This window comes from Flavobacterium lacustre (genome assembly GCF_027474525.2).
Lineage (GTDB): Bacteria > Bacteroidota > Bacteroidia > Flavobacteriales > Flavobacteriaceae > Flavobacterium > Flavobacterium lacustre.
Map to the genome: position 1 here is coordinate 516926 of NZ_CP114882.2, position 23116 is coordinate 540041.

Annotated in this window: 24 protein-coding genes; 13 read left to right on the plus strand and 11 right to left on the minus strand. The window is 34.4% G+C overall.

Going from position 1 to position 23116, the window contains the following annotated elements; genetic code table 11:
- Nucleotides 1–29 precede the first annotated feature (29 nt).
- From O6P34_RS02450 to O6P34_RS02475, 6 genes are all read right to left on the minus strand, one after another.
- Nucleotides 30–2561, minus strand: coding sequence for a heavy metal translocating P-type ATPase (locus tag O6P34_RS02450; RefSeq protein ID WP_269685747.1), 2532 nt, complete (start codon nucleotides 2559–2561; stop codon nucleotides 30–32).
- Nucleotides 2562–2613: 52 nt separating this feature from the next.
- Nucleotides 2614–3075, minus strand: a complete 462-nt coding sequence (locus tag O6P34_RS02455) for a heavy metal-binding domain-containing protein (protein WP_269685748.1) — start codon at nucleotides 3073–3075, stop codon at nucleotides 2614–2616.
- A gap of 146 nt (nucleotides 3076–3221) precedes the next feature.
- Nucleotides 3222–3593 (minus strand): hypothetical protein, encoded by a 372-nt coding sequence (locus O6P34_RS02460; RefSeq protein WP_269685749.1) that lies wholly within the window; start codon nucleotides 3591–3593, stop codon nucleotides 3222–3224.
- Nucleotides 3594–3673: 80 nt separating this feature from the next.
- A complete protein-coding gene (locus O6P34_RS02465) occupies nucleotides 3674–4018 on the minus strand; it encodes a phage holin family protein (RefSeq protein WP_269685750.1) in 345 nt (114 codons plus the stop codon).
- A gap of 54 nt (nucleotides 4019–4072) precedes the next feature.
- Nucleotides 4073–4834 carry an alpha/beta fold hydrolase gene (locus O6P34_RS02470; protein ID WP_269685751.1) on the minus strand — a complete coding sequence of 254 codons (762 nt, stop codon included), beginning with the start codon at nucleotides 4832–4834 and terminating at the stop codon, nucleotides 4073–4075.
- Between the two features lie 91 nt (nucleotides 4835–4925).
- On the minus strand, nucleotides 4926–5639 hold the full coding sequence (locus tag O6P34_RS02475; RefSeq protein WP_269685752.1) for a pyridoxine 5'-phosphate synthase: 714 nt from the start codon (nucleotides 5637–5639) through the stop codon (nucleotides 4926–4928).
- A gap of 115 nt (nucleotides 5640–5754) precedes the next feature.
- Here O6P34_RS02475 and O6P34_RS02480 point away from each other — a divergent pair, with 115 nt between their 5' ends.
- The 8 genes from O6P34_RS02480 to murI all read left to right on the plus strand — a co-directional run bounded on the left by O6P34_RS02480 (nucleotide 5755) and on the right by murI (nucleotide 14318).
- The gene (locus O6P34_RS02480; protein WP_269685753.1) at nucleotides 5755–6414 is read left to right on the plus strand and encodes a CBS domain-containing protein; all 660 of its coding nucleotides are present in this window, start codon (nucleotides 5755–5757) and stop codon (nucleotides 6412–6414) included.
- 52 nt (nucleotides 6415–6466) lie between these two features.
- Nucleotides 6467–7351, plus strand: coding sequence for an NAD kinase (locus O6P34_RS02485; RefSeq protein ID WP_269685754.1), 885 nt, complete (start codon nucleotides 6467–6469; stop codon nucleotides 7349–7351).
- A gap of 171 nt (nucleotides 7352–7522) precedes the next feature.
- Nucleotides 7523–8206: a type IX secretion system protein PorG gene (porG, locus tag O6P34_RS02490; protein ID WP_269685755.1), complete on the plus strand. Its 684-nt coding sequence runs from the start codon at nucleotides 7523–7525 to the stop codon at nucleotides 8204–8206.
- A gap of 4 nt (nucleotides 8207–8210) precedes the next feature.
- On the plus strand, nucleotides 8211–8951 hold the full coding sequence (gene uppS / locus O6P34_RS02495) for an undecaprenyl pyrophosphate synthase (protein WP_269686716.1): 741 nt from the start codon (nucleotides 8211–8213) through the stop codon (nucleotides 8949–8951).
- The gene (locus O6P34_RS02500) at nucleotides 8884–11628 is read left to right on the plus strand and encodes a BamA/OMP85 family outer membrane protein (protein ID WP_269685756.1); all 2745 of its coding nucleotides are present in this window, start codon (nucleotides 8884–8886) and stop codon (nucleotides 11626–11628) included. The genes uppS and O6P34_RS02500 overlap by 68 nt, the downstream gene beginning before the upstream one ends.
- Nucleotides 11629–11662: 34 nt before the next feature.
- On the plus strand, nucleotides 11663–12904 hold the full coding sequence (locus O6P34_RS02505; protein WP_349293440.1) for an OmpH/Skp family outer membrane protein: 1242 nt from the start codon (nucleotides 11663–11665) through the stop codon (nucleotides 12902–12904).
- A 21-nt stretch (nucleotides 12905–12925) separates the two neighbouring features.
- Nucleotides 12926–13426 carry an OmpH/Skp family outer membrane protein gene (locus O6P34_RS02510; RefSeq protein ID WP_269685757.1) on the plus strand — a complete coding sequence of 167 codons (501 nt, stop codon included), beginning with the start codon at nucleotides 12926–12928 and terminating at the stop codon, nucleotides 13424–13426.
- Nucleotides 13427–13541: 115 nt separating this feature from the next.
- Entirely contained in the window at nucleotides 13542–14318 is a 777-nt protein-coding gene (gene murI / locus O6P34_RS02515) for a glutamate racemase (protein WP_269685758.1), read from the plus strand.
- On the opposite strand, the gene O6P34_RS02520 is transcribed toward murI, so the two are convergent.
- From O6P34_RS02520 to O6P34_RS02530, 3 genes are all read right to left on the minus strand, one after another.
- Nucleotides 14319–14561, minus strand: coding sequence for a hypothetical protein (locus O6P34_RS02520; protein ID WP_269685759.1), 243 nt, complete (start codon nucleotides 14559–14561; stop codon nucleotides 14319–14321).
- Nucleotides 14562–14726: 165 nt separating this feature from the next.
- Entirely contained in the window at nucleotides 14727–15242 is a 516-nt protein-coding gene (locus O6P34_RS02525) for a gamma carbonic anhydrase family protein (RefSeq protein WP_269685760.1), read from the minus strand.
- A 15-nt stretch (nucleotides 15243–15257) separates the two neighbouring features.
- On the minus strand, nucleotides 15258–16244 hold the full coding sequence (locus O6P34_RS02530) for a PorP/SprF family type IX secretion system membrane protein (protein ID WP_269685761.1): 987 nt from the start codon (nucleotides 16242–16244) through the stop codon (nucleotides 15258–15260).
- Between the two features lie 169 nt (nucleotides 16245–16413).
- Here O6P34_RS02530 and O6P34_RS02535 point away from each other — a divergent pair, with 169 nt between their 5' ends.
- From O6P34_RS02535 to O6P34_RS02555, 5 genes are all read left to right on the plus strand, one after another.
- Entirely contained in the window at nucleotides 16414–17313 is a 900-nt protein-coding gene (locus O6P34_RS02535; protein ID WP_269685762.1) for a NifU family protein, read from the plus strand.
- A gap of 141 nt (nucleotides 17314–17454) precedes the next feature.
- Entirely contained in the window at nucleotides 17455–17655 is a 201-nt protein-coding gene (locus tag O6P34_RS02540; RefSeq protein ID WP_269685763.1) for a dodecin family protein, read from the plus strand.
- A 77-nt stretch (nucleotides 17656–17732) separates the two neighbouring features.
- Nucleotides 17733–19751: a thioredoxin domain-containing protein gene (locus tag O6P34_RS02545; RefSeq protein ID WP_269685764.1), complete on the plus strand. Its 2019-nt coding sequence runs from the start codon at nucleotides 17733–17735 to the stop codon at nucleotides 19749–19751.
- 50 nt (nucleotides 19752–19801) lie between these two features.
- Nucleotides 19802–20188, plus strand: a complete 387-nt coding sequence (locus tag O6P34_RS02550; RefSeq protein ID WP_269685765.1) for a YtxH domain-containing protein — start codon at nucleotides 19802–19804, stop codon at nucleotides 20186–20188.
- 77 nt (nucleotides 20189–20265) lie between these two features.
- Nucleotides 20266–21093, plus strand: a complete 828-nt coding sequence (locus tag O6P34_RS02555) for a mechanosensitive ion channel family protein (RefSeq protein ID WP_269685766.1) — start codon at nucleotides 20266–20268, stop codon at nucleotides 21091–21093.
- A 1-nt stretch (nucleotide 21094) separates the two neighbouring features.
- Here the strand turns inward: O6P34_RS02555 and tsaB are convergent, their stop codons facing one another.
- Nucleotides 21095–21763 carry a tRNA (adenosine(37)-N6)-threonylcarbamoyltransferase complex dimerization subunit type 1 TsaB gene (gene tsaB / locus O6P34_RS02560; RefSeq protein WP_269685767.1) on the minus strand — a complete coding sequence of 223 codons (669 nt, stop codon included), beginning with the start codon at nucleotides 21761–21763 and terminating at the stop codon, nucleotides 21095–21097.
- 57 nt (nucleotides 21764–21820) lie between these two features.
- The gene (locus O6P34_RS02565) at nucleotides 21821–23110 is read right to left on the minus strand and encodes an efflux RND transporter periplasmic adaptor subunit (RefSeq protein ID WP_269685768.1); all 1290 of its coding nucleotides are present in this window, start codon (nucleotides 23108–23110) and stop codon (nucleotides 21821–21823) included.
- Nucleotides 23111–23116 lie beyond the last annotated feature (6 nt).

Below are 23116 nucleotides of genomic sequence, written 5' to 3' on the forward strand. Positions count from 1 at the left end.
TGACTCTGAAACAAATGCTATTATACCAATTATAGTTTCAAATTTCGCAATCGTAACGCATTTGCAATCACAGAAACCGAACTAAAACTCATTGCCAAAGCCGCTATCATTGGCGAAAGCAAAACTCCAAAAACTGGATATAAAACTCCCGCAGCAATAGGAATTCCCAATACATTATAGAAAAAAGCAAAGAATAAATTTTGCTTGATGTTTTTCATCACCGCATGACTCAGTTTTTTGGCTTTCACAATTCCTTGTAAATCCCCTTTTACGAGCGTTATTTTGGCACTTTCAATAGCCACATCAGTTCCGGTGCCCATCGCGATTCCAATATCGGCTTGCGCCAAAGCCGGAGCATCATTGATTCCGTCACCAGCCATTGCAACAATTTTCCCTTCGGACTGTAATTTTTTGATTTCTTTGAGTTTGTCTTCCGGCAGGCAACCGGCTTTATAACCTTTTAAACCCAGCTCCTCCGCAACTGCTTTTGCGGTGTTTTCATTATCACCGGTAAGCATAATAACCTCAACGCCTTGACGCATCAGTTCTTGTATCGCCGCCGCACTTGATGTTTTTATAGCATCAAAAATCGAGACAAACCCAATAGCGCGTCCATCGATAGCGACATACGAAACAGTTTTTCCCAGTTTTTGTTCTGCAACAATTCTGTTTTCTAAATCTTCCGAAACTACTGCTTTGACTTGCTCCATCAATTGTTTATTGCCCAGCGCCACTTTTGCAGCAGCGACCGTTCCCACAACTCCTTTTCCCGTAATGGCTTCAAAATCCGGAACCGCCAGTACCGATGTGTTTTTAGCTTTCGCAAAATACACTACGGCTTGCGCCAAAGGATGCTCGCTGTACTGATTTAAAGAAGCAATACTTTGCAACAGTAACTCATCCTGATTATCGACCGCATAAATTTTCTCAACCGATGGTTTCCCTTCAGTAATGGTTCCTGTTTTATCGGTAATCAGAACGGTTACTTTATTCATTTTTTCTAAAGCTTCGGCATTTTTTATCAAAATACCGGATTGTGCGCCTTTGCCCACACCCACCATAACCGACATGGGGGTTGCTAAACCCAAAGCACACGGACAGGCAATAATCAATACCGCAATGGCATTGATAAAACCATAAACCAGTGCCGGTTGCGGACCGAAATTTGTCCAAACCAAAAAGGTTATCACTGAAACCAACACCACAATTGGAACAAAATATTTAGCAATTCTATCCGCTAATTTTTGGATTGGCGCTCTGGAACGACTCGCATCATTTACCATTTGTACAATTTGCGAAAGCAAGGTTTCCGTTCCCACTTTTTCGGCAATCATCACAAACGATTTGTTGCCGTTTATAGTTCCTGCAATTACGGTGTCACCACTTTTTTTGTCAGCGGGAATGGGTTCTCCTGTTATCATAGCTTCATCTATACTGCTTTCGCCCTCAGTGATTTTTCCATCTACCGGAATTTTATCGCCGGGTTTTACACGCAATAAATCCCCTTTTTTTATATCATGAATCGAAATAACGGTATCAGTTCCATTTACAACCAATACGGCTTCGGTTGGTGCTAATTTCAATAATTCTTTTATAGCTCCGTTCGTGCGACTGTGTGCTTTTGCTTCAAGCAATTGCCCTAATAAAACCAATGTTAGTATAACCGTTGTTGCTTCAAAATAAAGCAATACGGCTCCGTGTTCGGTTTTGAATTCAACGGGAAAAATATCCGGAAAAAATAATCCAATTATACTAAACAGGAAAGCGACACCAGAACCAATCCCGATGAGGGTAAACATGTTTAAGTTCCACGTTATTACTGATTTCCAAGCGCGTACAAAAAACAGCCAGCACGCATAAAAAACAACCGGAAGCGATAAGAGAAACTGCACCCAATTCCATTGTGTAGTATCCATAACTTTCATCAGCGGATTGTTCGGAATCATATCTGACATGGCAATTATAAAAATAGGAACCGTAAAAACGACTGCTATTTTCATTTTTTTCAATAAGTCATTGTAGGCTTTATTCTCTTCGTTATCCGTTGGTTCTATTGGCACTAAATCCATTCCGCAAATAGGGCAAGATCCCGGACCGTACTTAATCACTTCGGAATGCATAGGACATGTGTACATTTTTTTAGACACTGTTAACTCTTGGGCTTTTACCAAATCCATACCACAAACCGGACAATCTCCTGCTGTATCATAAACTTTTTCGCCTTCGCAATGCATAGGACAATAGTATTTTCCGTTAGCGGTGCTGGGCAATACTACTTTTTTATGCTGATGGGCAGGATTGCTGCAACAGGATTTAGCTGCTGGTTTTTCGGATATATCAGGGGAATCAGCAGCAGTACTCATGGTAATGGTGTATTTCCCAGCGGCTGCTAATGCTTCTTGTAATTGTGCAGTTGGAATGTGTTTTTCCATTGTAATAATGGCTTCTTGCGGATGGAGTGTAACTGTTGCCTGAACTCCTTCAACTGCATTTAATGTTTTTTCTACTTTAGAACGACAGCCATCGCATGACATTCCAGAAATAGTATATGTATGTATCATAATTTTGGATTAAAAAAAACAGCCTCATAAAAATACAAGGCTGTTTAAAAAATTAATGGTTGTGATTGTCTTCTTTTTCATCATTTTCTTTTGGAGTCATTGCCATACCACATTTAGGACATTTCCCTGCTTTTTCAGCGGTTGCACCATCCATTTTACAAATATATTTTGTTTTTACGGTTGTTCTTGCTTGACTTCCTTTGACAGTTGTACTGCGTTTTGATGTTTTGGTTTTAACCAAGTCCATACCGCATTTGCTGCAAGCTCCTTTTTTCATACTCATTTCTTTGGGATGCATTGGGCAGGTATACATGGTTTTTTGGTCTTCTTTTTCGATCATTGCCATGCCGCATTTAGAACATTTCCCTTTTTGCATGCTCATTTCTTTGGGATGCATCGGGCAAGAATACATCGTTTTTTGCTCTTCTTTTTTAGAAGTTACAGTTGTTGTCTGAGCTGATACTGTGGTACTAACTGTAAATAATACAATTAATACAATGATTATTTTTTTCATGTTTTTTTGTTTTTGTTTGTTAATTTCAAGTGATTATTTAAGCCATAGCATCTGCGCTATATGGTAAATTACCATGGATTAAAGTTACTATTTTTATAGCATTTATGGAACTGACCAGACCTTTTTATGGCTGTCACAAAAAGAATTTAACCAATTTTAGGCGGAAGCCAAATGGATCGGAAATCAGAAGAAACATAGATTTCTGAATAATAATAATTTTGTTTCTCGGGAGAGAAAAGGAATCTGTTATTTTTTAAATCGGGATATTCTACCAACGGCAAACCCAAATGAACTGAGGAGTAACTGCAGGAAACACTTTTACAACCTCCGTTACAGCTTTTATGGTCGTTCTGTTTTGAATCTTTGGCTGCATGACAACAATCCGACTGCTCTTTTTTGGAAGAAGATTCTTTTTTACAGCAGTGCTTTTCTGATTTAGTTTCACAGGCAAAAGCCGTGTTTGGCGTCATAAAGAAACCAAACACAACAAATAGCACGATGTAACTTATTTTTGACATGAATCAGAAAATATAAAAACAAAGGTATTCAATTCACACTTATCATGAATCTATTCGCTCACAAAACCGTGTTAAAACAATTATTTCCCTTCGCCTAAAATCCCATTCATGATAGATTGAGAAAGGGATAAAACGATACTAAACAGTAAGGCTGTCCAAAACGAATCAACACTAAATCCACCTACAATATTGGTACACAATAAAATAATCAACGCATTAATTACCAACAAAAATAATCCTAAAGTAAGGATGGTAACGGGCAAAGTCAAGATTACTAAAATAGGTTTAATAAATATATTGAGTAACCCAAGGACAACAGCTACAATCAAAGCAGTTGTGAATCCGGCGACATGAACTCCCGGCATAAAGTGGGCAATAAGCAAAACTAAACCTGAGGTAACGAGAATTCTGGTCAATAGCTTCATAACTTTTTGTTTTAAAATTTGAATAAATGTAATAAAAATTTAAACTTGATTTCTTTATTTTAAAAACGAAACGACCTTTTCATAAAATACTGCCGGATTTTCGGCATGAAGCCAATGACCTACATTAGGAATCGTTTCTATGATTGAATTCGGGAAATGATGTTTGATATTTTCAAAATCAGATTCTAATATATAGTTAGAATTTCCGCCACGGATAAAAAGTGTTGGTTTCTCAAAGATTAAATTTTCGGGCAATGCAACTCCAATTTCGTCCATTTTAGTATTGAAAACCGCTAAATTAAATCGGAAAGCTAATTGTCCCGGTTCTTTCCAATAGAGATTTTTCATCAAGAATTGTCTGGTTCCAAAATCAGGAATGTATTTTGCCATCACTTCTTCGACCTCGTTACGGCTTGGTTTTACCGAGAAATCAACTGCGTTTAATCCTGCCAAAATATCCTGATGGTGTTGCGGATAAAATTTAGGACCAATGTCGGCAACAATTAATTTATCGACCAATTCCGGATGTGTTGTTGCCAAAAGCATCGCTACTTTTCCGCCCATAGAATGACCAATAATATTGATTGATTCTAAGGAATTGTCTTTACAATACGCCAAAACATCTTGCATCATGACTTGATAACTAAACGCCTCGGACTGAAAACTTCGTCCGTGATTGCGTAAATCTAACAGGTGCACTTGATATCCTTCGGTCGCAAATTGAGCGCCTAATGTTTTCCAATTGTCGGACATTCCTAAAAATCCATGAAGAATTAGTAGTGGTTTTCCGGAACCTTCTATTTTCGAGTAGAGCATTTGATTTTTTTAGAATAGGAATTAAAGTTATAAACCATCAAGAAATTAAGTTTTGAGTTAATCCATCTTAATTTCTTATTGGTTTTAAAAACTATTTCAATTTTTGTAAATACATGTTGATTACATTTTCCAGTCCCAAATAAATGGATTCAGAAATCAACGCGTGTCCGATGGAAACTTCTAATAATCCCGGGATATTTTGTTTAAAAAACTGAATGTTATCCAGACTTAAATCATGACCTGCATTGATTCCCAACCCAATTTGATTGGCCAAAATTGCAGCTTCTAAATACGGTTCGATTCCGTTTTTATTCCCTAAACTGTATTGATGCGCAAAGGCTTCGGTATACAATTCAATTCTTTCGGTTCCAATGGCTTTTGCACCTTCAATCATATCGAGAACCGGATCCACAAATATGGAAGTTCGGATGCCGTTGCGCTGAAATTCCTGAACAATCTCTTTTAAAAATGAAGCATGTTTAATGGTATCCCAACCTGCATTTGAAGTTATGGCATCAACGGCATCAGGAACAAGAGTCACTTGTTCCGGTTTGATTTCAAGCACTAAATCGATAAAACTTTTCTCTGGATTTCCTTCAATATTATACTCGGTATAAACGATTGATTTTAAATCACGGGCATCTTGATATCGAATGTGACGCTCGTCCGGACGCGGATGAATGGTAATGCCTTGCCCGCCAAATTTTTGAATATCGGTGGCTACTTTTAATAAATCAGGGACATTTCCGCCACGTGCATTACGCAAAGTGGCTATTTTATTGATATTTACACTTAACTTTGTCATAGAATCTGGTATTAATTTTGGAAATACTATATTTGTAGTGGCAAAAATACAAAGTAAAAGGTAGCCGTTTTTGCGTTTTTTTGATTATTTTGCATGCACTATTGAGGAATGACTTATGACAGAGATTACAAACTATATTACCAATGATTTTAGAGCCATTGACAGCCAGGAAACGATTATGGCTGCTCAAGACTTTTTTAATGAATTGAACTTTTCAAATTTCCCGGTAGTCGAAGAAGGTATTTTTATCGGAAGTCTTGCTGCTGATGATTTAGAAACTTTTGATAATGACAAAAAAGTTGGAGATTATAAATACACTTTAGAACATTTTTTTGCCAGAACCAATATGATTTGGCTGGATGTTTTAGAAGTTTTTGCTAAAAACCAAACTAATATTGTTCCTGTTTTAGACGAAAATAATAAATATGTAGGCTATTATGAAATAGGCGATATCATGAAATTTTTTCATGAAACTCCTTTTTTGAAAGAGCCAGGCGGAATAATTATTGTAAAAAAAGGTGTTTTGGATTATTCTATGAGTCAAATTACCCAAATTATAGAAAGTAATAACGGGAAACTTTTAGGATTATTTGTATCTGATTCTGATGTCGACACTATTGAAATCACTATTAAAGTGAGTCTGGGAGCACTTAACGAAATCATTCAAACCTTTAGAAGGTATAATTATGAAATTGTTTCGGAACATCATGAGGACAACTACATTAACAGTCTAAAAGAGCGTTCGGATTATTTAGATAAATATCTCAATATATAGTTTAATCGTTTATTAGACAAACCATTAAACAATTAACCGATTAAACAATCCTATGAAAGTAGCTATATACGGACAATATTATCTTGTAAGCACAGAACCCATCATAAAAGACATTTTTAGTTTTTTTAATAAAAACAATGTTGAAATGATCATTGAGCTGGAGTTTCTAAAAATGCTCAATGAAAAAAAAATCATCCACGAAGAATACAAAACCTTTTCCTCCCACACAGAATTAGATGCAAGTTTTGATATGCTAATCAGTATTGGCGGAGACGGAACTATTTTGAGAGCTGCCACCTTAGTTCGCAATTCAGGCGTACCTATATTAGGTATAAATGCAGGACGATTGGGATTTTTGGCCACTGTTCAAAAAGAAAATATTGAGGAGTTCATGCAATTTATCATCGAGAAAAAATTTACCATCTCTGAGCGTTCGTTATTGAGTTTGTCTTGTTCTCCAGAAAATGATGCTTTTCAAGATATTAATTTTGCGATGAATGAAATTTCGGTTAGCCGAAAAGACACCACTTCAATGATTACAATTGACACCTACCTTAATGGTGAGTTTTTAAATTCGTATTGGGCAGATGGATTAATTGTTTCAACTCCCACCGGTTCTACCGGATATTCGTTAAGTTGTGGTGGACCAATCTTAACTCCAAACGTAAAAAGCTTAGTCATCACACCTATCGCACCGCATAATTTAAATGCAAGACCATTGGTCGTTCCGGACGAAACCGAAATCAGATTGCGCGTTACCGGAAGAGAAGAACAATACTTAGTTTCCTTAGATTCAAGAGTTGCTTCTGTCAAAAATGAATCGGTATTGACGATTAAAAAAACGCCTTTTCATATTAATATGGTAGAAATTCCCGAAGAAACTTTTTTGAAAACACTTCGTACCAAATTACTTTGGGGTGAAGACAGACGAAATTAGGTATTTATTAAATTCATACTATACGATTCCTCCTGTTTTTACCGTTTCTGTTGTATCAAATCCCTATTGAACAGCAATTCATAATTTCTATTACTCAAAAAAGACACATTTAGCCTAATGGGTATTGATTCGTATTGATAATTATTATATTTGCACGCAATTTTTAATTAAATGAATAGAATTTTTAAGTTATTGTTTGTTATTTTTCCTTTGATGTCCATCAATGCTCAAATACATGAGATTGGGGTTTTCATAGGCGGAAGTAACTATATTGGAGAAATTGGCCCAACGACATACATCGCACCAAACGAACCTGCAATTGGAATTCTTTATAAATGGAACAAAAGTCCGAGACATGCTTATCGGTTTTCCTATACACAATCTAAAATAAAATCAAACGATCTTGATTCGAAAGAAATCAGTCGAAACCAAAGAGGCTACTATTTTGAAAACAACATCAAAGAATTCGCCGCTGGTCTTGAGTTTAATTTTTTTGATTTTAATCTTCATGAACTTAAAAACAAAACTACTCCATATGTATATTCCGGTCTAAGTTATGTATATTACGAAGGTTTATTTTTTGCCAATGGCCTAACAAAATCAGATGCGAATCACGGAGCAATCGCAATTCCGATAATTTTGGGCGTAAAGTCAAATATTACCCCTAATTTTGTTTTGGGTTTAGAAGTTGGAGCAAGATATACATTTGCTGATGACATTGACGGCAGTAATCCGACAAATAAAAATTTAGAGAACTTACGATTTGGAAACTTAAATAATAATGACTGGTATGTTTTTTCGGGGCTGACCCTGACGTATACTTTTGGAAACAAACCGTGTTATTGTGCAGAATAAAGAAATGGATTTACTCAATACTATAGATACTACTAAATTACCCAAGCATGTAGCCATCATCATGGATGGCAACGGGCGCTGGGCAAAGCAACAAGGGTTGCTGAGAGCTTTGGGTCACGAAAGCGGTACAAAATCGGTAAAAACAACTATAGAAGCTTGCGCAAAATTAGGAATAGAGTTTCTGACTTTATATGCTTTTTCGACCGAAAACTGGAATAGGCCTAAGTTAGAGGTAGAAACTTTAATGAAATTACTGATTCGTTCCTTAAAAAAAGAACTTTCAACCTTACAGGAGAATAATATTAAATTGAATGCAATAGGTAATTTAGAAAAGCTACCTAAATCCGCTCAGAAAGAGCTACAAGATGTAATCCATAAAACAAAAAACAACACCCGATTAACTCTAACCTTAGCCTTAAGTTATGGCGCAAGGGAAGAAATTGTAAATGCTGTCAGAAACATCAGTAATAAAGTTAAAAATAATATAATTTCATTAGACTCTATTGACGATTCAATTATAAATGAGCATCTTTACACGCAAAATTTACCGGATGTAGATTTATTAATACGAACCAGTGGAGAACATAGAATAAGTAACTTTTTGTTATGGCAAATAGCCTATGCAGAATTATATTTTACTGAGATCTTATGGCCAGACTTTAAAGAACAAGATTTATATGAGGCTATCGTTAGTTATCAAAAAAGAGAACGTAGATTTGGAAAAACAAGTGAACAAATTAAATAATTTTTTAGTGTTACATAAAAGCATAAAAATAGTCCTTACCCTATTAGTTTTTGGAGGTTTTTCTCAAATTAAAGCTCAAGATAGAGTTCCTTTCGACCAAGGAAAAAAATACATTCTGGCTGATGTAAATGTTGTTGGTAAAATAAGTTTTAACAATCAAACCGTAGTTACTTTTTCGGGTCTTGAAAAAGGACAGGAAATCACTGTTCCAGGTGAAGAAATAAGCAGTGCCATCAAGAAATTAGGTAAATTAGGTCTTTTTAATGAAATCTCATTTTACGTAAACAAAATCCAAAATGACAGTATTTATTTAGACTTAAATTTAGAGGAATTACCTAAACTAAACGAGGTAAAATTCGTAGGCGTTAAGAAAAGCAAAACAGAAGCTTTAATAAAAGACAACGGCCTAACGAACAATAAAGTAGTAAACGAAAACTTAATTACTACAACCAGAAACTACATTGAAAACAAATACAAAAAAGACGGGTATTACAACACCAAAGTAAACATCAATACAATTGTAGACACCACAACAATAAACCGAGTAAATATGGTGGTTACTGTTGACAAAGGGACAAAAGTAAAAATTGACGAAATTGATTTTACGGGTAATACAAAGCTGTCTGACAAAACCTTACGCAAGGCAATGAAAGACACTAAACAAAAGAAACTAACCCGCGTTTTGAAAGCGTCTAAATTTATAAAAGACAAATACAAAACTGATTTAGAAAAAGTAATCGATTCTTATAAAGAAAAAGGATACAGAGATGCTAGAATTATCTCTGATTCTGTCGCTTACGATAAAAACAAAAAAGCATTAACCATTAAAATAAATGTAGAAGAGGGAAACAAGTACTATTTTGGAGATATCAAATTCCTAGGAAACACAGTGTATTCTGACCAAGGACTTACCCGAGTTTTAGGAGTTAAAAAAGGAGACATTTATAACGGTGTTTTATTAGAAAAAAGAATTGCAGATAAATCAAAACCAGATGGTGAAGACATTACCAATTTGTATCAAAATAATGGTTATTTATTTTCGAATATTAATGCAGTTGAAGTAAAAACAGCTAACGACACCATTGATTTTGAGATTAGAGTTACTGAAGGACCAATAGCGTATTTCAACAAAATAACTGTGGTTGGGAATGACAAAACAAACGACCGTGTTATTTATAGAGAATTAAGGACAAAACCAGGAGAAAAATACAGCAAAGAAGAATTAGTAAGAACCATTCGTGAAATTGGACAATTAGGATTTTTTGATCCGGAAGCGATTGACCCAAAATTCAAAAATGTAGATTCTGGCGCAGGAACTGTTGACATCGAATACAATTTGATAGAAAAAGGATCTAGCCAAATAGAACTTCAAGGTGGTTACGGCGGAGGTGGTTTTATAGGTACATTAGGATTGTCCTTTAATAATTTCTCAGCCAGAAACATGTTCAACAAAGAAGCTTACAAACCATTACCAATGGGTGACGGACAAAAAGTATCTTTACGATTACAAGGAAGTACTTACTTTCAAACGTATAGTGTGTCGTTTTCAGAGCCTTGGTTTGGAGGGAAAAAACCAGTACAATTTAGCTCTTCTATATCGTACAGCAAGCAATTTTTGAACAACTACATCACGCAAAGAGTAGACAAAACCAAAAGTTTTAATATCTTGACTTTGTCTTTAGGTTTAGCCAAAAGGTTAACCGTTCCTGATGATTATTTTGTTTTATCACAATCGATAAGTTACCAACACTATGATTTAAATAATTACAATACCGGATTATTTACTTTTGGAAATGGTGCTTCAAGAAATTTAGCGTACACAGTTGGATTAACAAGAAGTAATAAAGGAACTAACCCAATTTTCCCTATGTACGGATCGGAATTCAGTATTTCGGCAAAACTTACGCCTCCTTATTCGTTACTAAACGGAGTTGATTATGCGGCATTAGGAGACAAACAAGAATACAAATACAAACACACGGGTACAACTTATACAGGCACGAATGGAATTCAGGTAAATGCAGGTGATTATCTAGAAGCCATTCCAACCTCAACTAATCCATATCCAAATAGCGTTTCAAATTATCAAGATGCCGTTGCAGACCCTGCAATTGTGGATCAAAAGAAATTCAACTGGTTAGAATATTATAAAATAAAATTCAAAGCAGATTGGTATACTAAAGTTTATGGTAAATTAGTACTTCGAACTTTATCCGAATTTGGATTTTTAGGAGCTTACAATCAAGAAAGAGGTATTGTTCCTTTTGAAAGATTCTATTTAGGTGGAGACGGATTGGCCAATTATTCTATGGATGGTAGAGAAACAATACAATTAAGAGGATATCCAAACAACTCTTTAACACCAATTAACAGTAATGGAGAACAAATTGGAGCAAGTGTTTACAATAAATTCTCTTTAGAATTGCGTTATCCAATTACATTAAAATCATCGGCATCAATTTATGCCTTGACGTTTTTAGAAGCAGGTTCATCCTACGATACGTTCAAAAACTATAATCCTTTTTCATTAAATCGTTCAGCCGGATTTGGGTTACGTGTATTTATGCCGGCATTTGGATTATTAGGAATTGATTTTGGACATGGTTTCGATGCCTTACCAGGACAATCAAAACCTAACGGGTGGGAAACACATTTTATCATTGGACAACAATTTTAGAATTTAATCTAATTTTTTCTAATACAATAAAGCTATGAGAAAACAATTTTTATTTCTATTTTTAGCCCTTAGTACAGGATTTTTTGTCCAAGCACAAACCCGAGGAACTAAAGTTGGTTACATTGATATGGAATACATATTACAAAATGTACCCGATTATGCAGAGGCCCAAAACCAATTAGAGCAAAAAGCTCAAAAATGGAAACAGGAAATAGAAACTAAAAAAATTGAAATCGATAAGCTGAAAGAAGCTTTGAAAGCGGAGAGTCCTTTGTTAACCAAAGAACTTATCAACGAAAGAGAAACAGAAATCAAGTTTCTTGAGAATGAAAAATTAGAATATCAGCAGAAAAGATTTGGTGCAAATGGCGATTTGATTGCACAAAAATTAGTTTTGGCAAAGCCCATTCAAGATCAAGTTTTCACCGCAGTTCAGGATATTGCAGAAGCCAAAAAATATGATTTCATATTTGACAAATCTTCTGACTTGACAATGCTTTTTGCAGCAAAACGATTTGATGTAAGCGATCAAGTAATCCGAGTATTGAATCGAGCTGAAAAAAGAGAGCAACTGAGCAAGAAACAGCTGAAAGAAGAAGAGGCAAAAGAAAACAAAGAAGATGCGCTGGATGAAAATCCAATTTTGGCAGAAAGACAAAAAGCATTAGACGAAAAGAAAGCAGCAAGAGACAAAATCATAGCTGACAGAAAATTGCTTCAAGAACAAAAGAAAAAAGAATTTGAAGAAAGAAGAAAACAACTTCTGGCCGAAAGAGAAGCTAAAAAAAATGGCACGGTTTCTGCCTCTACTAAAACAGAAACGGCTAAAACAACAGAGCCTGCTAATGATACTGCTAAAATAGCAGCTGATGAAGCTAAGCAAAAACAAATAGATGCTAAAGCAAAAACGCTGGAAGATCGCAAAAAAGTAGTTGAAGAACGTAAAAAAGCCGCAGAAGAAAGAAAAAATCAAGTGTTAGCGGATAGAGAAGCAAAAAAAAATGGTGCGACTCCTGCCGATGATAAAACAGAAACAGCTAAAATAGCTGAAACTAAAACTGAAGCAGCACCAACAGAAGAAAATGTTAAAACAGCAACTAAGGAAGTTGAACAAAAACAAATAGACACCAAAGCAAAAACGCTGGAAGATCGTAAAAAAGTGATCGAGGAACGTAAGAAAGCTTTGGAAGAAAAGAAGAAAAAAACATTAGAAGAAAGAGAAGCATTAAAAAAAGCGAACGAAGAAAAATTAAAAGAAAAAACAAAAACTAATTAATTACTTAATATTTTAAACACGATGAAACAAATCAAAACTTTATTAATTGCTGCAATACTAATTTTAGGAGCAAACCAAACTATTAGTGCCCAAGCAAAAACTGCTCACGTTGATGTAAGCGAAATTATGGCAAAAATGCCAGCTATGTTAGATGCTCAAAAACAATTAGAAAAATTGAGTACTACTTATGATGCAGACTACAAAAAAATGGTGACTGAATACCAAGCAAAATTAGCACAATACGAAAAAGAAGCTGCAACTGTTACTGAAGTTGTAAACGGAGAGCGTTCTAAAGAAGTGCAAGAAATGCAAAAAAGAATTGTTGATTATAGAGACAATGCTCAAAAAGAATTGCAACAAAAAGAATCTGATATCGTAAAACCATTGATGGAAAAAGTAAGAGCTTCTATCCAAAAAGTTGGAAAAGCAAAAGGTTTCCAATATGTACTTGACGGTTCTACTCTTTTACTTGCTGATGGTCCAAACTTGACTATTGACGTTAAGAAAGATTTAGGTTTCTAGTCTACTCTTTTAAACTATAAAAAAACTGCTCATCCAATATTAGGATAGAGCAGTTTTTTTTTGCCAAACCATATATTTTTAGGATATTTAAATCCAAGAAACTAACTTTGTGTATATGTACAACGACCAACCTATAGGAATTTTTGACTCAGGCATTGGAGGAACTTCGATTTGGAGAGAAATACACCAACTGCTTCCCAATGAAAAAACCATCTATCTCGCAGATAGTAAAAATGCGCCTTACGGTCAAAAATCAAAACAGGAAATTATTGCTTTGAGCATGAAAAACACTGATTTTCTGCTTAAAATGAATTGCAAACTCATTGTAGTTGCTTGCAATACCGCAACCACAAATGCAATACAAGAGTTAAGGGAAAAATATGATATTCCGTTTATTGGTATTGAACCGGCAATAAAACCGGCAGCCAATAATTCGAGAACACAAACCATAGGTATCTTAGCCACAAAAGGTACGCTGAACAGTGAGTTATTCAATAAAACCACCGAGATGTTCCAGGACACAAAAATTATTGAACAAGTAGGCTATGGATTGGTACAACTAATTGAAAACGGTCAAATCAATTCACCCGAAATGACTCAACTGCTCCAATCTTACCTTACCCCAATGATTGAAGCTAATATCGATTATTTAGTTTTAGGCTGCAGTCATTATCCGTATTTGATTCCTCAAATAAAAAAAATACTACCACCACACATTCACATTATTGATTCTGGTGAAGCGGTTGCCAAACAAACGCAAAACATATTGAGAGATAAAGTCGGCTTTTCTTCGGAAACAAAAAAAACTCCCATTTTCTATACCAATACTAATCCAAAGGTACTATCAGAAATATTGGGAGGAAACTATCTTGTGGAAGAAATAGATTTCTAATTATTCGAATTTTCGTTTAACAAACCAGATTCCGTCTAAACATAAATTCAATGATATTTTATGGTAATTCTCTTTGATAAGACCGTTACTGATTTTCCCTTTTTGCCCGTAAGAATAGGTCACATTTATGGCCGAAAATGTATTTTCGACAGGAAGAGACACTCCAAAAGAAACAGAGCTGTTATTGATTCTTTGATTATTAATTTCTAAAAAAACCAGTATCGTAATTGACTCCCGCAGCATATTGAATTCGGTCGAAATAACTTTTATACGACTTTCGTTTTTTATTAGATGTAAAATCTATTCAGAAAAACAAAGTTATCATTGCCGAAAAAGAATCCCAATCAGTGAAAGTTATAAAAATTCTTTCTTTGAAAAAATCCGTTTATAACATTCCAAAAGTGGTCATTACTCTTCTTTAAACCAACTCGAATACATAACGTAATTATTCGAAATGCGTTCTATTTCACCCGCAAAATCAGATTGGTCGATGTCTTTTACTTTTTTGGCAGGAACACCAGCATAAATACTTCCGGAAGCTACAACTGTATTCTGAGTAATGACAGCACCTGCGGCAATAATAGCGTTACTTTCTATAATACAATTATCCATTACAATAGCCCCCATTCCAATCAACACATTGTCATGAATGGTACAACCATGAACTATGGCATTGTGACCAATAGAAACATTATTCCCAATAATTGTCGGGTGTTTTTGATACGTACAATGAACAATCGCACCGTCTTGAATATTGACTTTATTACCAATTTTAATGAAGTTCACATCACCTCTAATCACGGTATTAAACCACACACTGCAAGAATGACCAAAAGTCACATCTCCTACTATGGTCGCATTTTCGGCTACATAACAATCCTCCGGTATTGAGGGTGATTTTCCGTTGACTGCTTTTATAAGCATGTTATAAAGTTTAAATTAATTAATTGCAGGACAGTTACAATCGTATTTTTCAGGTCTGCAGAACAAGTTGATTCCAAGTGTAATTTGGTGGTAACCACCAGTATCAAATTTTACATCCCCAGAAACCTTAGAATAGGTATAAGCAAACATAAATTTATCAAAATTTACGCCGACAATAGGAGTAATGTATTGCAGATTTTGTTTTGAAACACCACTTGTAGTAGAATATTCCGCTCCATCAAAACTTCTTCGATACGATAATCCACCCCAAACTTGTCCAAAATCTAATTCTTTGTATGCTTTGATATTAAGGTCAATTGATTTTTCTTTAGTTTGATCAACTACCTGAAACATGATAGAAGGTTCCCATAAAATCTTGTCTTTATTTCCAAAAACATATCCTGCACTCAAAAGATATTTTCGGAGATTATCACTTTCAAATTCGGTATACAGTTCTCTTCTGGTTTCAACTGCACCTTGAACAGTGGCATGGGCATAAAAATTTAAATAATTATAAGAAACTCCAAAATCTACATTAAAATAAGAGTCTTTTTGAATTTGGCCAAAAACTATCGGGTCAAAATCAGTAAATTGAGTTTCATCTAATTGGTTTTGGATTAATCCAGCACTCATACCAAAAGACAACTGATTTAAATCAATCTCATCTCTCGAAAACATGATATGATAGGCGTATGAAAATTTTACCCCTTTTTGAGAATGATATCCATTTTTATCATTAAAAAGAATAATTCCTGCTCCGGATTTCTCCCCAACTCTTCCATTAAAACTTAAGGTTTGCAACTCTGGCGCATCATTTTGGTTGAACCATTGTTTGCGTCCCGTTAACCTTAATTTTGAACAATTTGCGGCTCCTGCCATCGAAGGATGAATTAAATAATAATTATCTGATAAATAATCAGAATAAACAGGAATTCCTTCTTGTGAATATGAATATGTTGATATAAAAAAGAGGGCTATTAATACTTTAATTTTGATATACATTGAGGGTAAGTTTATATAAAAAACAACTACTAAAAATAACAAAAAGGACAAACAAAAAAAGGACAATTGTATTGATAACTAAAATAAAACTGATTTATTTCATTTAAAACTCAAATATAGGTATTCGTAGAAAATAACTTTACTAAATTTGTAAAAAATTACAAGAATCATGACAAAAGTTATCATAAGGGATACCCAAAACCCTACTATATTAAAGTTTGAATTTCCAGATTTCATAACCCAAAACGAAAGCTTTGAATTTAAAAATATTGACGAAGCAAAAGCATCCCCTCTTGCTCAACAACTTTTTTACCTGCCTTTCGTAAAGACGGTTTACATTTCAGGAAATTTTATTGCTATCGAAAAATTCAGCATTGTAGAATGGGAAGATGTTCAAGTAGCCGTAGCAGAGCAAATTGAAACCTATGTAAATAATGGCGGAATCATCATTTCCGAGAACGAAAACAAAACCAAAAAACAACCTGTTACTGTTTACGGAGAAACGACTCCAAATCCTTCGGCATTAAAATTTGTTGTAAGCAGAATGCTTACTAAAAATGCCGTTGAATTCAAAAACATTGATCAAACAGCTTCCTCTCCATTAGCAAAAGAATTATTCAAATTTGCTTATGTAAAAGAAATTTTCATCGATGAAAACTACATCTCTGTAACTAAATATGAAGTCAATAACTGGGAAGAAATAACCCTGGAATTAAGAAGTTTCATCAAACAATTTATAGAAAACGGCGGAACTGTTTTAGACGAAAACTTCATTCAGGCGGCGACAGCTGAAGAAAGCGCTAAAACACAAGATTTTGACAATCTCGATGTTACTTCGCAACAAATTATAAATATATTAGAAGAATATGTAAAACCAGCCGTAGCAGCCGACGGAGGAAATATTGCTTTTGATTCTTACAACGAAACCGATAAAACCGTAAAAGTGATTTTACAAGGAGCGTGCAGCGGTTGCCCTTCTTCGACATTTACTTTAAAAAGTGGTATCGAAAATATGCTAAAAAGCATGTTGAATGATGAAAACATTAAAGTGGAAGCGATAAACGCATAAAGCATCAGTTTAAAAACAAATTAAACTGACGAAATGAACGTAACTAATTGACAATGTTAATGTTGAATTAAAAAATACTTGATTTTTGATTTAATTTTTTTAAAAAAGGTACATTTAATATCTAATTTAAAAATAGAAATCATGTCAGTATTAAAAGTAATTGAAGTACTAGCTAATTCAGAAATTAGTTGGGAAGACGCAACCCGAAAAGGAGTTGCCAAAGCGGCTAAATCAGTAAAAAATATACGCTCTGTATATGTTAAAGATCATAGCGCAGCTGTTGAAGAAGGTAAGATTACAGAGTATAGAGTCACTTTAAAATTAACTTTCGAACTCGAATAGATTAATTTAAATACATTAATTTTAGGCGTTTCATCAGAAACGCCTTTTTTATTTATTCCTTTTAGAAGTAAATCCCAATGAACGAACTACAATTTGAAACCAGTCCATATTTATTACAACACGCCAGTAATCCTGTACATTGGAAAGCATGGAATACTAATTCCTTGTCAGAAGCAAAAGACAAAAACAAACTTATTATTGTAAGTATTGGTTATTCTGCTTGTCATTGGTGTCATGTGATGGAACACGAAAGCTTTGAGGATAATGCAGTTGCATCGGTAATGAATGACCATTTCATCAACATCAAAGTTGATCGTGAAGAACGACCGGATGTAGATGCCGTTTATATGAAAGCAGTTCAAATCATGACGGGTCGAGGAGGCTGGCCATTGAATGTAGTCACACTTCCGGACGGAAGACCAGTTTGGGGTGGAACCTACTTCAGAAAAGAAGAATGGATACAAACTCTGGACCAATTACAAGAAATGTATCAGGTTACTCCCGAAAAAATGATTGAATATGCGGAAAAACTTCATGAAGGGATACAATCAATTGAAATAGTACAAAGCGATTCAAAAGAAGATTCGGTCAATCAGAAACAAGTCGAGTCTTTAGTAGAAAAGTGGAAAAAAAGTTTCGATTGGGAATTTGGTGGAATGGCAAGAGCTCCAAAGTTTATGATGCCTAATAATTATCAATTTCTAATGCGTTTTGCCCATCAAAAAAAAGATTCCGAATTACTTGATTTTGTAAATCTGACGTTAACAAAAATGGCTTACGGAGGTCTTTTTGACACTATTGACGGAGGATTTTCACGTTATTCTGTTGACATGAAATGGCATGTTCCCCATTTTGAAAAAATGCTTTATGACAACGGACAATTGGTTTCTTTATACAGCGATGCTTACAAGTTGACAAAAAAACCTTTGTATAAAGAAGTCATAGAAAAAACGCTACGCTTTGTCGAGAAAGAGTGGCTTACCGCTGAAGGAGGTTTTTATTCGGCTCTTGATGCGGACAGTTTGAACGAAAAAAACCATCTGGAAGAAGGTGCTTTTTATGTTTGGAAAATAGCGCAATTGAAAACAATCCTAAAAGATGATTTCGATTTATTCAGCCAAGTTTTTAATTGCAACAGTTTTGGTTTATGGGAAGACGAAAATTATGTTTTGATTCAGAATCAACCTTTAGAAAAAATAGCTGAACAAAATAACATCTCAGCAATAGAGCTTCAGACGAAAAAGAAAAACTGGGAATATTTACTGTATATCGAAAGAGAAAAACGATCCAAACCCAGACTTGACGATAAATGCCTGACTTCCTGGAACGCCATAATGTTAAAAGGATACATTGATGCCTATAAAGCATTGAAGGATGAAAAATACTTAAATATTGCGCTGAAAAATGCCGCTTTTATTAGCAAAAATCTTTGGTCAACTGAAGGCAATTTAAACCATAATTATAAAAACGGAAAAAGCACCATCAACGGATATCTCGAAGATTATTGCTTTGTTATTGCTGCATTTATTGGGCTATACGAAGTGACTTTGGATGAAAAATGGTTAAATGATGCCAAACAACTTACCGATTATAGTTTGGAACATTTCTATGATGAGAAAAAATCTTTTTTTGCATTTACTTCAAATCTGGATGTAGCTTTAATCAGTACACATTATGAAACCGAAGATAATGTGATTCCGGCATCCAACTCGGTTATGGCAAAAAACATGTATCAATTGAGCATTTATTTCAACAACTCTTATTACGAAAAAATTAGTGAGCAAATGCTCCACCTTGTCATTCCTGGGATTGATTATCCATCGGCATTCTCCAATTGGTTGGATTTGGGATTAAATTATTCCGGAGAAAACCGGGAATTAGCCATTTGTAGTGCCGAAGCTAAAACTTATTGCCAAGAAATTAACGGTTTATATATTCCAAATATAGTTTTAGCAGGAACCCAAAAAACCAGTACTCTTCCGTTTTTAAAAGATAGATATACGAACGAAAAAAACCTGTTTTACATTTGCCAAAACAAAACCTGTCAAATGCCACTGTCTGATTTTCAACAAATTATTAATGATTTAAAAACCTAATGCTGAAAAAAATTGTTTATCATTGTTGCTTAATCAAATTTTAAGATATTATGGGAGTATCATCATTTTTTAAAAATTTATTTGGCTCTGCCAAAGAAACTGCAACAGAATTTGCTGATAAAGCCGAAGCGGCAACTGAGCAAGTTAAAGAAGCTGCGGCTCCTTATCTGGAAAAAGCGGAAGTTTATGCCGAACAAGCCAAGGAAGTTGTTACCGAATATGCTGAAAAAGCCGCTGATGCCTTAGAAAAAGTAGTAGAAAACGTAAAAGGAAATACAACATTTACAACCGAAAAAACAGAAGATATAACTCATGAAGTTGTAATTGAAACTTCAAAAACTTTAGACGCTACTGAAGAAAAAGCAGCTAAATTAGCCGAAGATGTTGATACAGAAATCTTAGAAACTCCCAAGAAAATTGAAGAAGACGCTGATTAGTTTCAAAAAAATAATTTATATCTTTGTTTCATAAATACAAACCTTCTCTTTTGAGAGGGTTTTTTATTATATAAAATATGAATCTCAATCCAAATCAATTAACTGATTATGCCAATACTTTTATAACTGTATTGGTTGATTATTCCCCTAAAGTAATTTCAGCTTTTTTAATCCTGTTTATAGGACTCTATACGATTCGCCTCATCAATAGATTCATCAGGCGAATCATGATTAAAAGGCAATTAGACCCTACATTAACCAAGTTTTTAGCTGATATTCTACTTTGGGTTTTACGCGTACTTTTATTTGTAACGTTTATCTCAAAATTAGGCATAGAAACGTCTTCTTTTGTAGCTATTTTAGGAGCGATGGGACTTGCTGTCGGGCTATCACTTCAAGGTTCTTTATCTAATTTTGCAGGAGGAATGCTAATCATATTATTCAAACCATTCAAAGTTGGAGACACTATTGAAGCACAAGGTGTGACAGGAAGTGTTAGCGAAATACAAATTTTTGTAACTAAATTAATTACGCCAAACAATCAAACTATTTTCGTTCCGAACGGCTCGTTATCAAATGGTACAATTATCAATTATTCTTTACAAGGATACAGAAGAGCGGATTTAACTATTGCTATTTCTTACGATACCGATATTAAAAAAGCGAAAGATATTATTACTGAAGTTTTAAAATCAAATCCAAAAATTCTTCAAACACCCGCAGCCGAAGTTTCTGTAAAAAACTTAACAGACAATGCTATTCAACTGGCGGTGAGACCATGGGCAAACAATGAAGATTTTGGCGCTGTTTTCGCTGAAACTTTAGAAAACTGCAAATTAGCATTTGATAAAGAAGGTATTATTATTCAGCCTTTTGTAAAAGAATTAGCCAAAAATCAATCTTAATTTACTTCTTTGAAGTGGTAATCATAAAGTCCTTTAAATAATAAGGTTCAAAATAAGCGACATCAACAGTGTCGCTTATTTTGTATTTGTCATAACTCAATCTGCTCATTTCTTTGGCAGAAGGATATTTGATATTTTCTAAAAAAACAAAATTATCTTTAGTTAAAACAGACTTGCATTTTTCTGCGCAGTCTCCAATAAAATAAAGAGTTTCCTCAAAACCTTGAAATGAATTGTCATCAATAATTTCCGCTTGAGTCTCTCTTTTATTTTGATGATTTACATCAAAAACAGCGCTATACACTTCCATTCTTCGGGCATCAATCATTGGAATTATTAAGCCGTCAGAAACTGTTATTTGAGATACTAAAGTTTGTAATGTATCAATCGCAATCAATGGAATTCCCAAAGCATAACACAACCCCTTTGCAGCAGAAACTCCTATTCGCAATCCCGTGTAAGAACCAGGACCTTGACTCACTGCTATTGCTGCTAAGTCACTAAAAGTAATTCCAGCTTCTTTTACAATTTCTTCTATAAAAACATGCAATCGTTCCGCATGAGAATAACCTTCTTCAGCAATTTCTTTACAAATAATGGTTTTTCCTTCTTTGGCGAGAGCAACAGAACAATTTTTAGTTGCCGTTTCGATGTTTAAAATGTAAGACAAAAGAGTTTAATGTTTTAATGTTTAGAGTTTCTTATGAAACGGCTAAATTATGATTATTTATTTCTTGATTTCCTTATCGGTTTTAATTTTTACCTTATCACCTGAATTCAAATCCTTTGAAACCGTGGAGTAAGGTCCGGTAATAACCACATCGCCTTTTTTAAGACCCGTAAGTACCTCAATATTTGTATCGTCTTGAATACCTGTTTTTACAACTCTAATTTTAGCTTTATCGCCAACTTTTACAAATACACATTCAAATTTCTTATCGCTTTTAGGTGCTGTTTCTTTCGCTGCAGGATCCTCAACTTTTATTTCTTTTACAGCTGATGTATCTGATTTTACTACTACAGAACTAATAGGCACAGATAAAACATTTGCTTTTTTGGTCGTAATAATATCAACAGTTGCTGTCATTCCAGGTCTAAAAGGAGAATAAGTATCCGGTTTTCCTTCTAATAAATCTTGATATGATTCTTTAAGAATTCTAATTTTTACTTTAAAATTAGTCACTTGATCTGCTGTCAAAGTGGAGCTCGCCGAATTAGATATACTGGTAACAACCCCTTTGAATTGTTTTTTCAAATATGCATCAACTTCTACATTTGCTTCATCACCAACTTTTATTTTTACGATATCATTTTCATTTACATCAACTTCAACTTCCATATTATTCAGGTTGGCAACTCTCAAGATCTCAGTTCCAGCCATTTGTTGCGTTCCTAATACTCGTTCTCCCAATTCAACATTAAGCACTGAAATAGTTCCGTCCGCCGGAGCATAAATAGTCGTTCTTCCTAAGTTATCTTTGGCTTCATTTACAGTTGCCGAAGCACTTTGTACATTGAAAAAAGCAGTTTGTTTATTGGCTTTAGCCACCTCAAAAGAAGCAATTGCTTTATCCCAATCCGATTTAGAAATAATTCCTTTTTCAAATAAAGTTTTGTTTCTGTCATAGTTTGATTTTGCTTCTTTATATGAGGCCTCAGACTGACTTAAACCAGATTTAGTTCCGGATAAGTTTGACAGAGAACGATTGTAACTTGAAGTATATAAATCCGGATTGATTTTAACCAATAAATCTCCTTTTTTAACGACTTGTCCTTCTTTTACATTCAAAGAAATAATTTCTCCTGAAACTTCCGATGAAATTTTAACTTCTATCTCCGGTTGAATTTTTCCTGTTGCAGAAACCGTTTCGATAATGGTAGACGCATTAACAACAGCTGTTTCTACTTCTTTTCCTTCATCTTTATTTCCGATTACTCCCGTTTTTGAAAGCACGATTAATAGAGCAATAATTGCTACAGAACTACCTAATAAGATATAAATTGTTTTTTTTGACATGGTAAA

What these genes read in the sequence shown, in the direction of transcription:
- O6P34_RS02525 (WP_269685760.1), bottom strand. Translation starts at nt 15,242, where the DNA reads ATGCTTATAAAAGCAGTCAACGGAAAATCACCCTCAATACCGGAGGAT.
- O6P34_RS02470 (WP_269685751.1), bottom strand. Translation starts at nt 4,834, where the DNA reads ATGCTCTACTCGAAAATAGAAGGTTCCGGAAAACCACTACTAATTCTT.
- O6P34_RS02485 (WP_269685754.1), top strand. Translation starts at nt 6,467, where the DNA reads ATGAAAGTAGCTATATACGGACAATATTATCTTGTAAGCACAGAACCC.
- O6P34_RS02510 (WP_269685757.1), top strand. Translation starts at nt 12,926, where the DNA reads ATGAAACAAATCAAAACTTTATTAATTGCTGCAATACTAATTTTAGGA.
- O6P34_RS02520 (WP_269685759.1), bottom strand. Translation starts at nt 14,561, where the DNA reads ATGCTGCGGGAGTCAATTACGATACTGGTTTTTTTAGAAATTAATAAT.
- O6P34_RS02475 (WP_269685752.1), bottom strand. Translation starts at nt 5,639, where the DNA reads ATGACAAAGTTAAGTGTAAATATCAATAAAATAGCCACTTTGCGTAAT.
- O6P34_RS02550 (WP_269685765.1), top strand. Translation starts at nt 19,802, where the DNA reads ATGGGAGTATCATCATTTTTTAAAAATTTATTTGGCTCTGCCAAAGAA.
- O6P34_RS02545 (WP_269685764.1), top strand. Translation starts at nt 17,733, where the DNA reads ATGAACGAACTACAATTTGAAACCAGTCCATATTTATTACAACACGCC.
- O6P34_RS02460 (WP_269685749.1), bottom strand. Translation starts at nt 3,593, where the DNA reads ATGTCAAAAATAAGTTACATCGTGCTATTTGTTGTGTTTGGTTTCTTT.
- O6P34_RS02555 (WP_269685766.1), top strand. Translation starts at nt 20,266, where the DNA reads ATGAATCTCAATCCAAATCAATTAACTGATTATGCCAATACTTTTATA.
- O6P34_RS02465 (WP_269685750.1), bottom strand. Translation starts at nt 4,018, where the DNA reads ATGAAGCTATTGACCAGAATTCTCGTTACCTCAGGTTTAGTTTTGCTT.
- O6P34_RS02565 (WP_269685768.1), bottom strand. Translation starts at nt 23,110, where the DNA reads ATGTCAAAAAAAACAATTTATATCTTATTAGGTAGTTCTGTAGCAATT.
- porG (WP_269685755.1), top strand. Translation starts at nt 7,523, where the DNA reads ATGAATAGAATTTTTAAGTTATTGTTTGTTATTTTTCCTTTGATGTCC.
- uppS (WP_269686716.1), top strand. Translation starts at nt 8,211, where the DNA reads ATGGATTTACTCAATACTATAGATACTACTAAATTACCCAAGCATGTA.
- murI (WP_269685758.1), top strand. Translation starts at nt 13,542, where the DNA reads ATGTACAACGACCAACCTATAGGAATTTTTGACTCAGGCATTGGAGGA.
- O6P34_RS02450 (WP_269685747.1), bottom strand. Translation starts at nt 2,561, where the DNA reads ATGATACATACATATACTATTTCTGGAATGTCATGCGATGGCTGTCGT.
- O6P34_RS02530 (WP_269685761.1), bottom strand. Translation starts at nt 16,244, where the DNA reads ATGTATATCAAAATTAAAGTATTAATAGCCCTCTTTTTTATATCAACA.
- O6P34_RS02535 (WP_269685762.1), top strand. Translation starts at nt 16,414, where the DNA reads ATGACAAAAGTTATCATAAGGGATACCCAAAACCCTACTATATTAAAG.
- O6P34_RS02455 (WP_269685748.1), bottom strand. Translation starts at nt 3,075, where the DNA reads ATGAAAAAAATAATCATTGTATTAATTGTATTATTTACAGTTAGTACC.
- O6P34_RS02505 (WP_349293440.1), top strand. Translation starts at nt 11,663, where the DNA reads ATGAGAAAACAATTTTTATTTCTATTTTTAGCCCTTAGTACAGGATTT.
- O6P34_RS02540 (WP_269685763.1), top strand. Translation starts at nt 17,455, where the DNA reads ATGTCAGTATTAAAAGTAATTGAAGTACTAGCTAATTCAGAAATTAGT.
- O6P34_RS02480 (WP_269685753.1), top strand. Translation starts at nt 5,755, where the DNA reads ATGACAGAGATTACAAACTATATTACCAATGATTTTAGAGCCATTGAC.
- O6P34_RS02500 (WP_269685756.1), top strand. Translation starts at nt 8,884, where the DNA reads ATGAGGCTATCGTTAGTTATCAAAAAAGAGAACGTAGATTTGGAAAAA.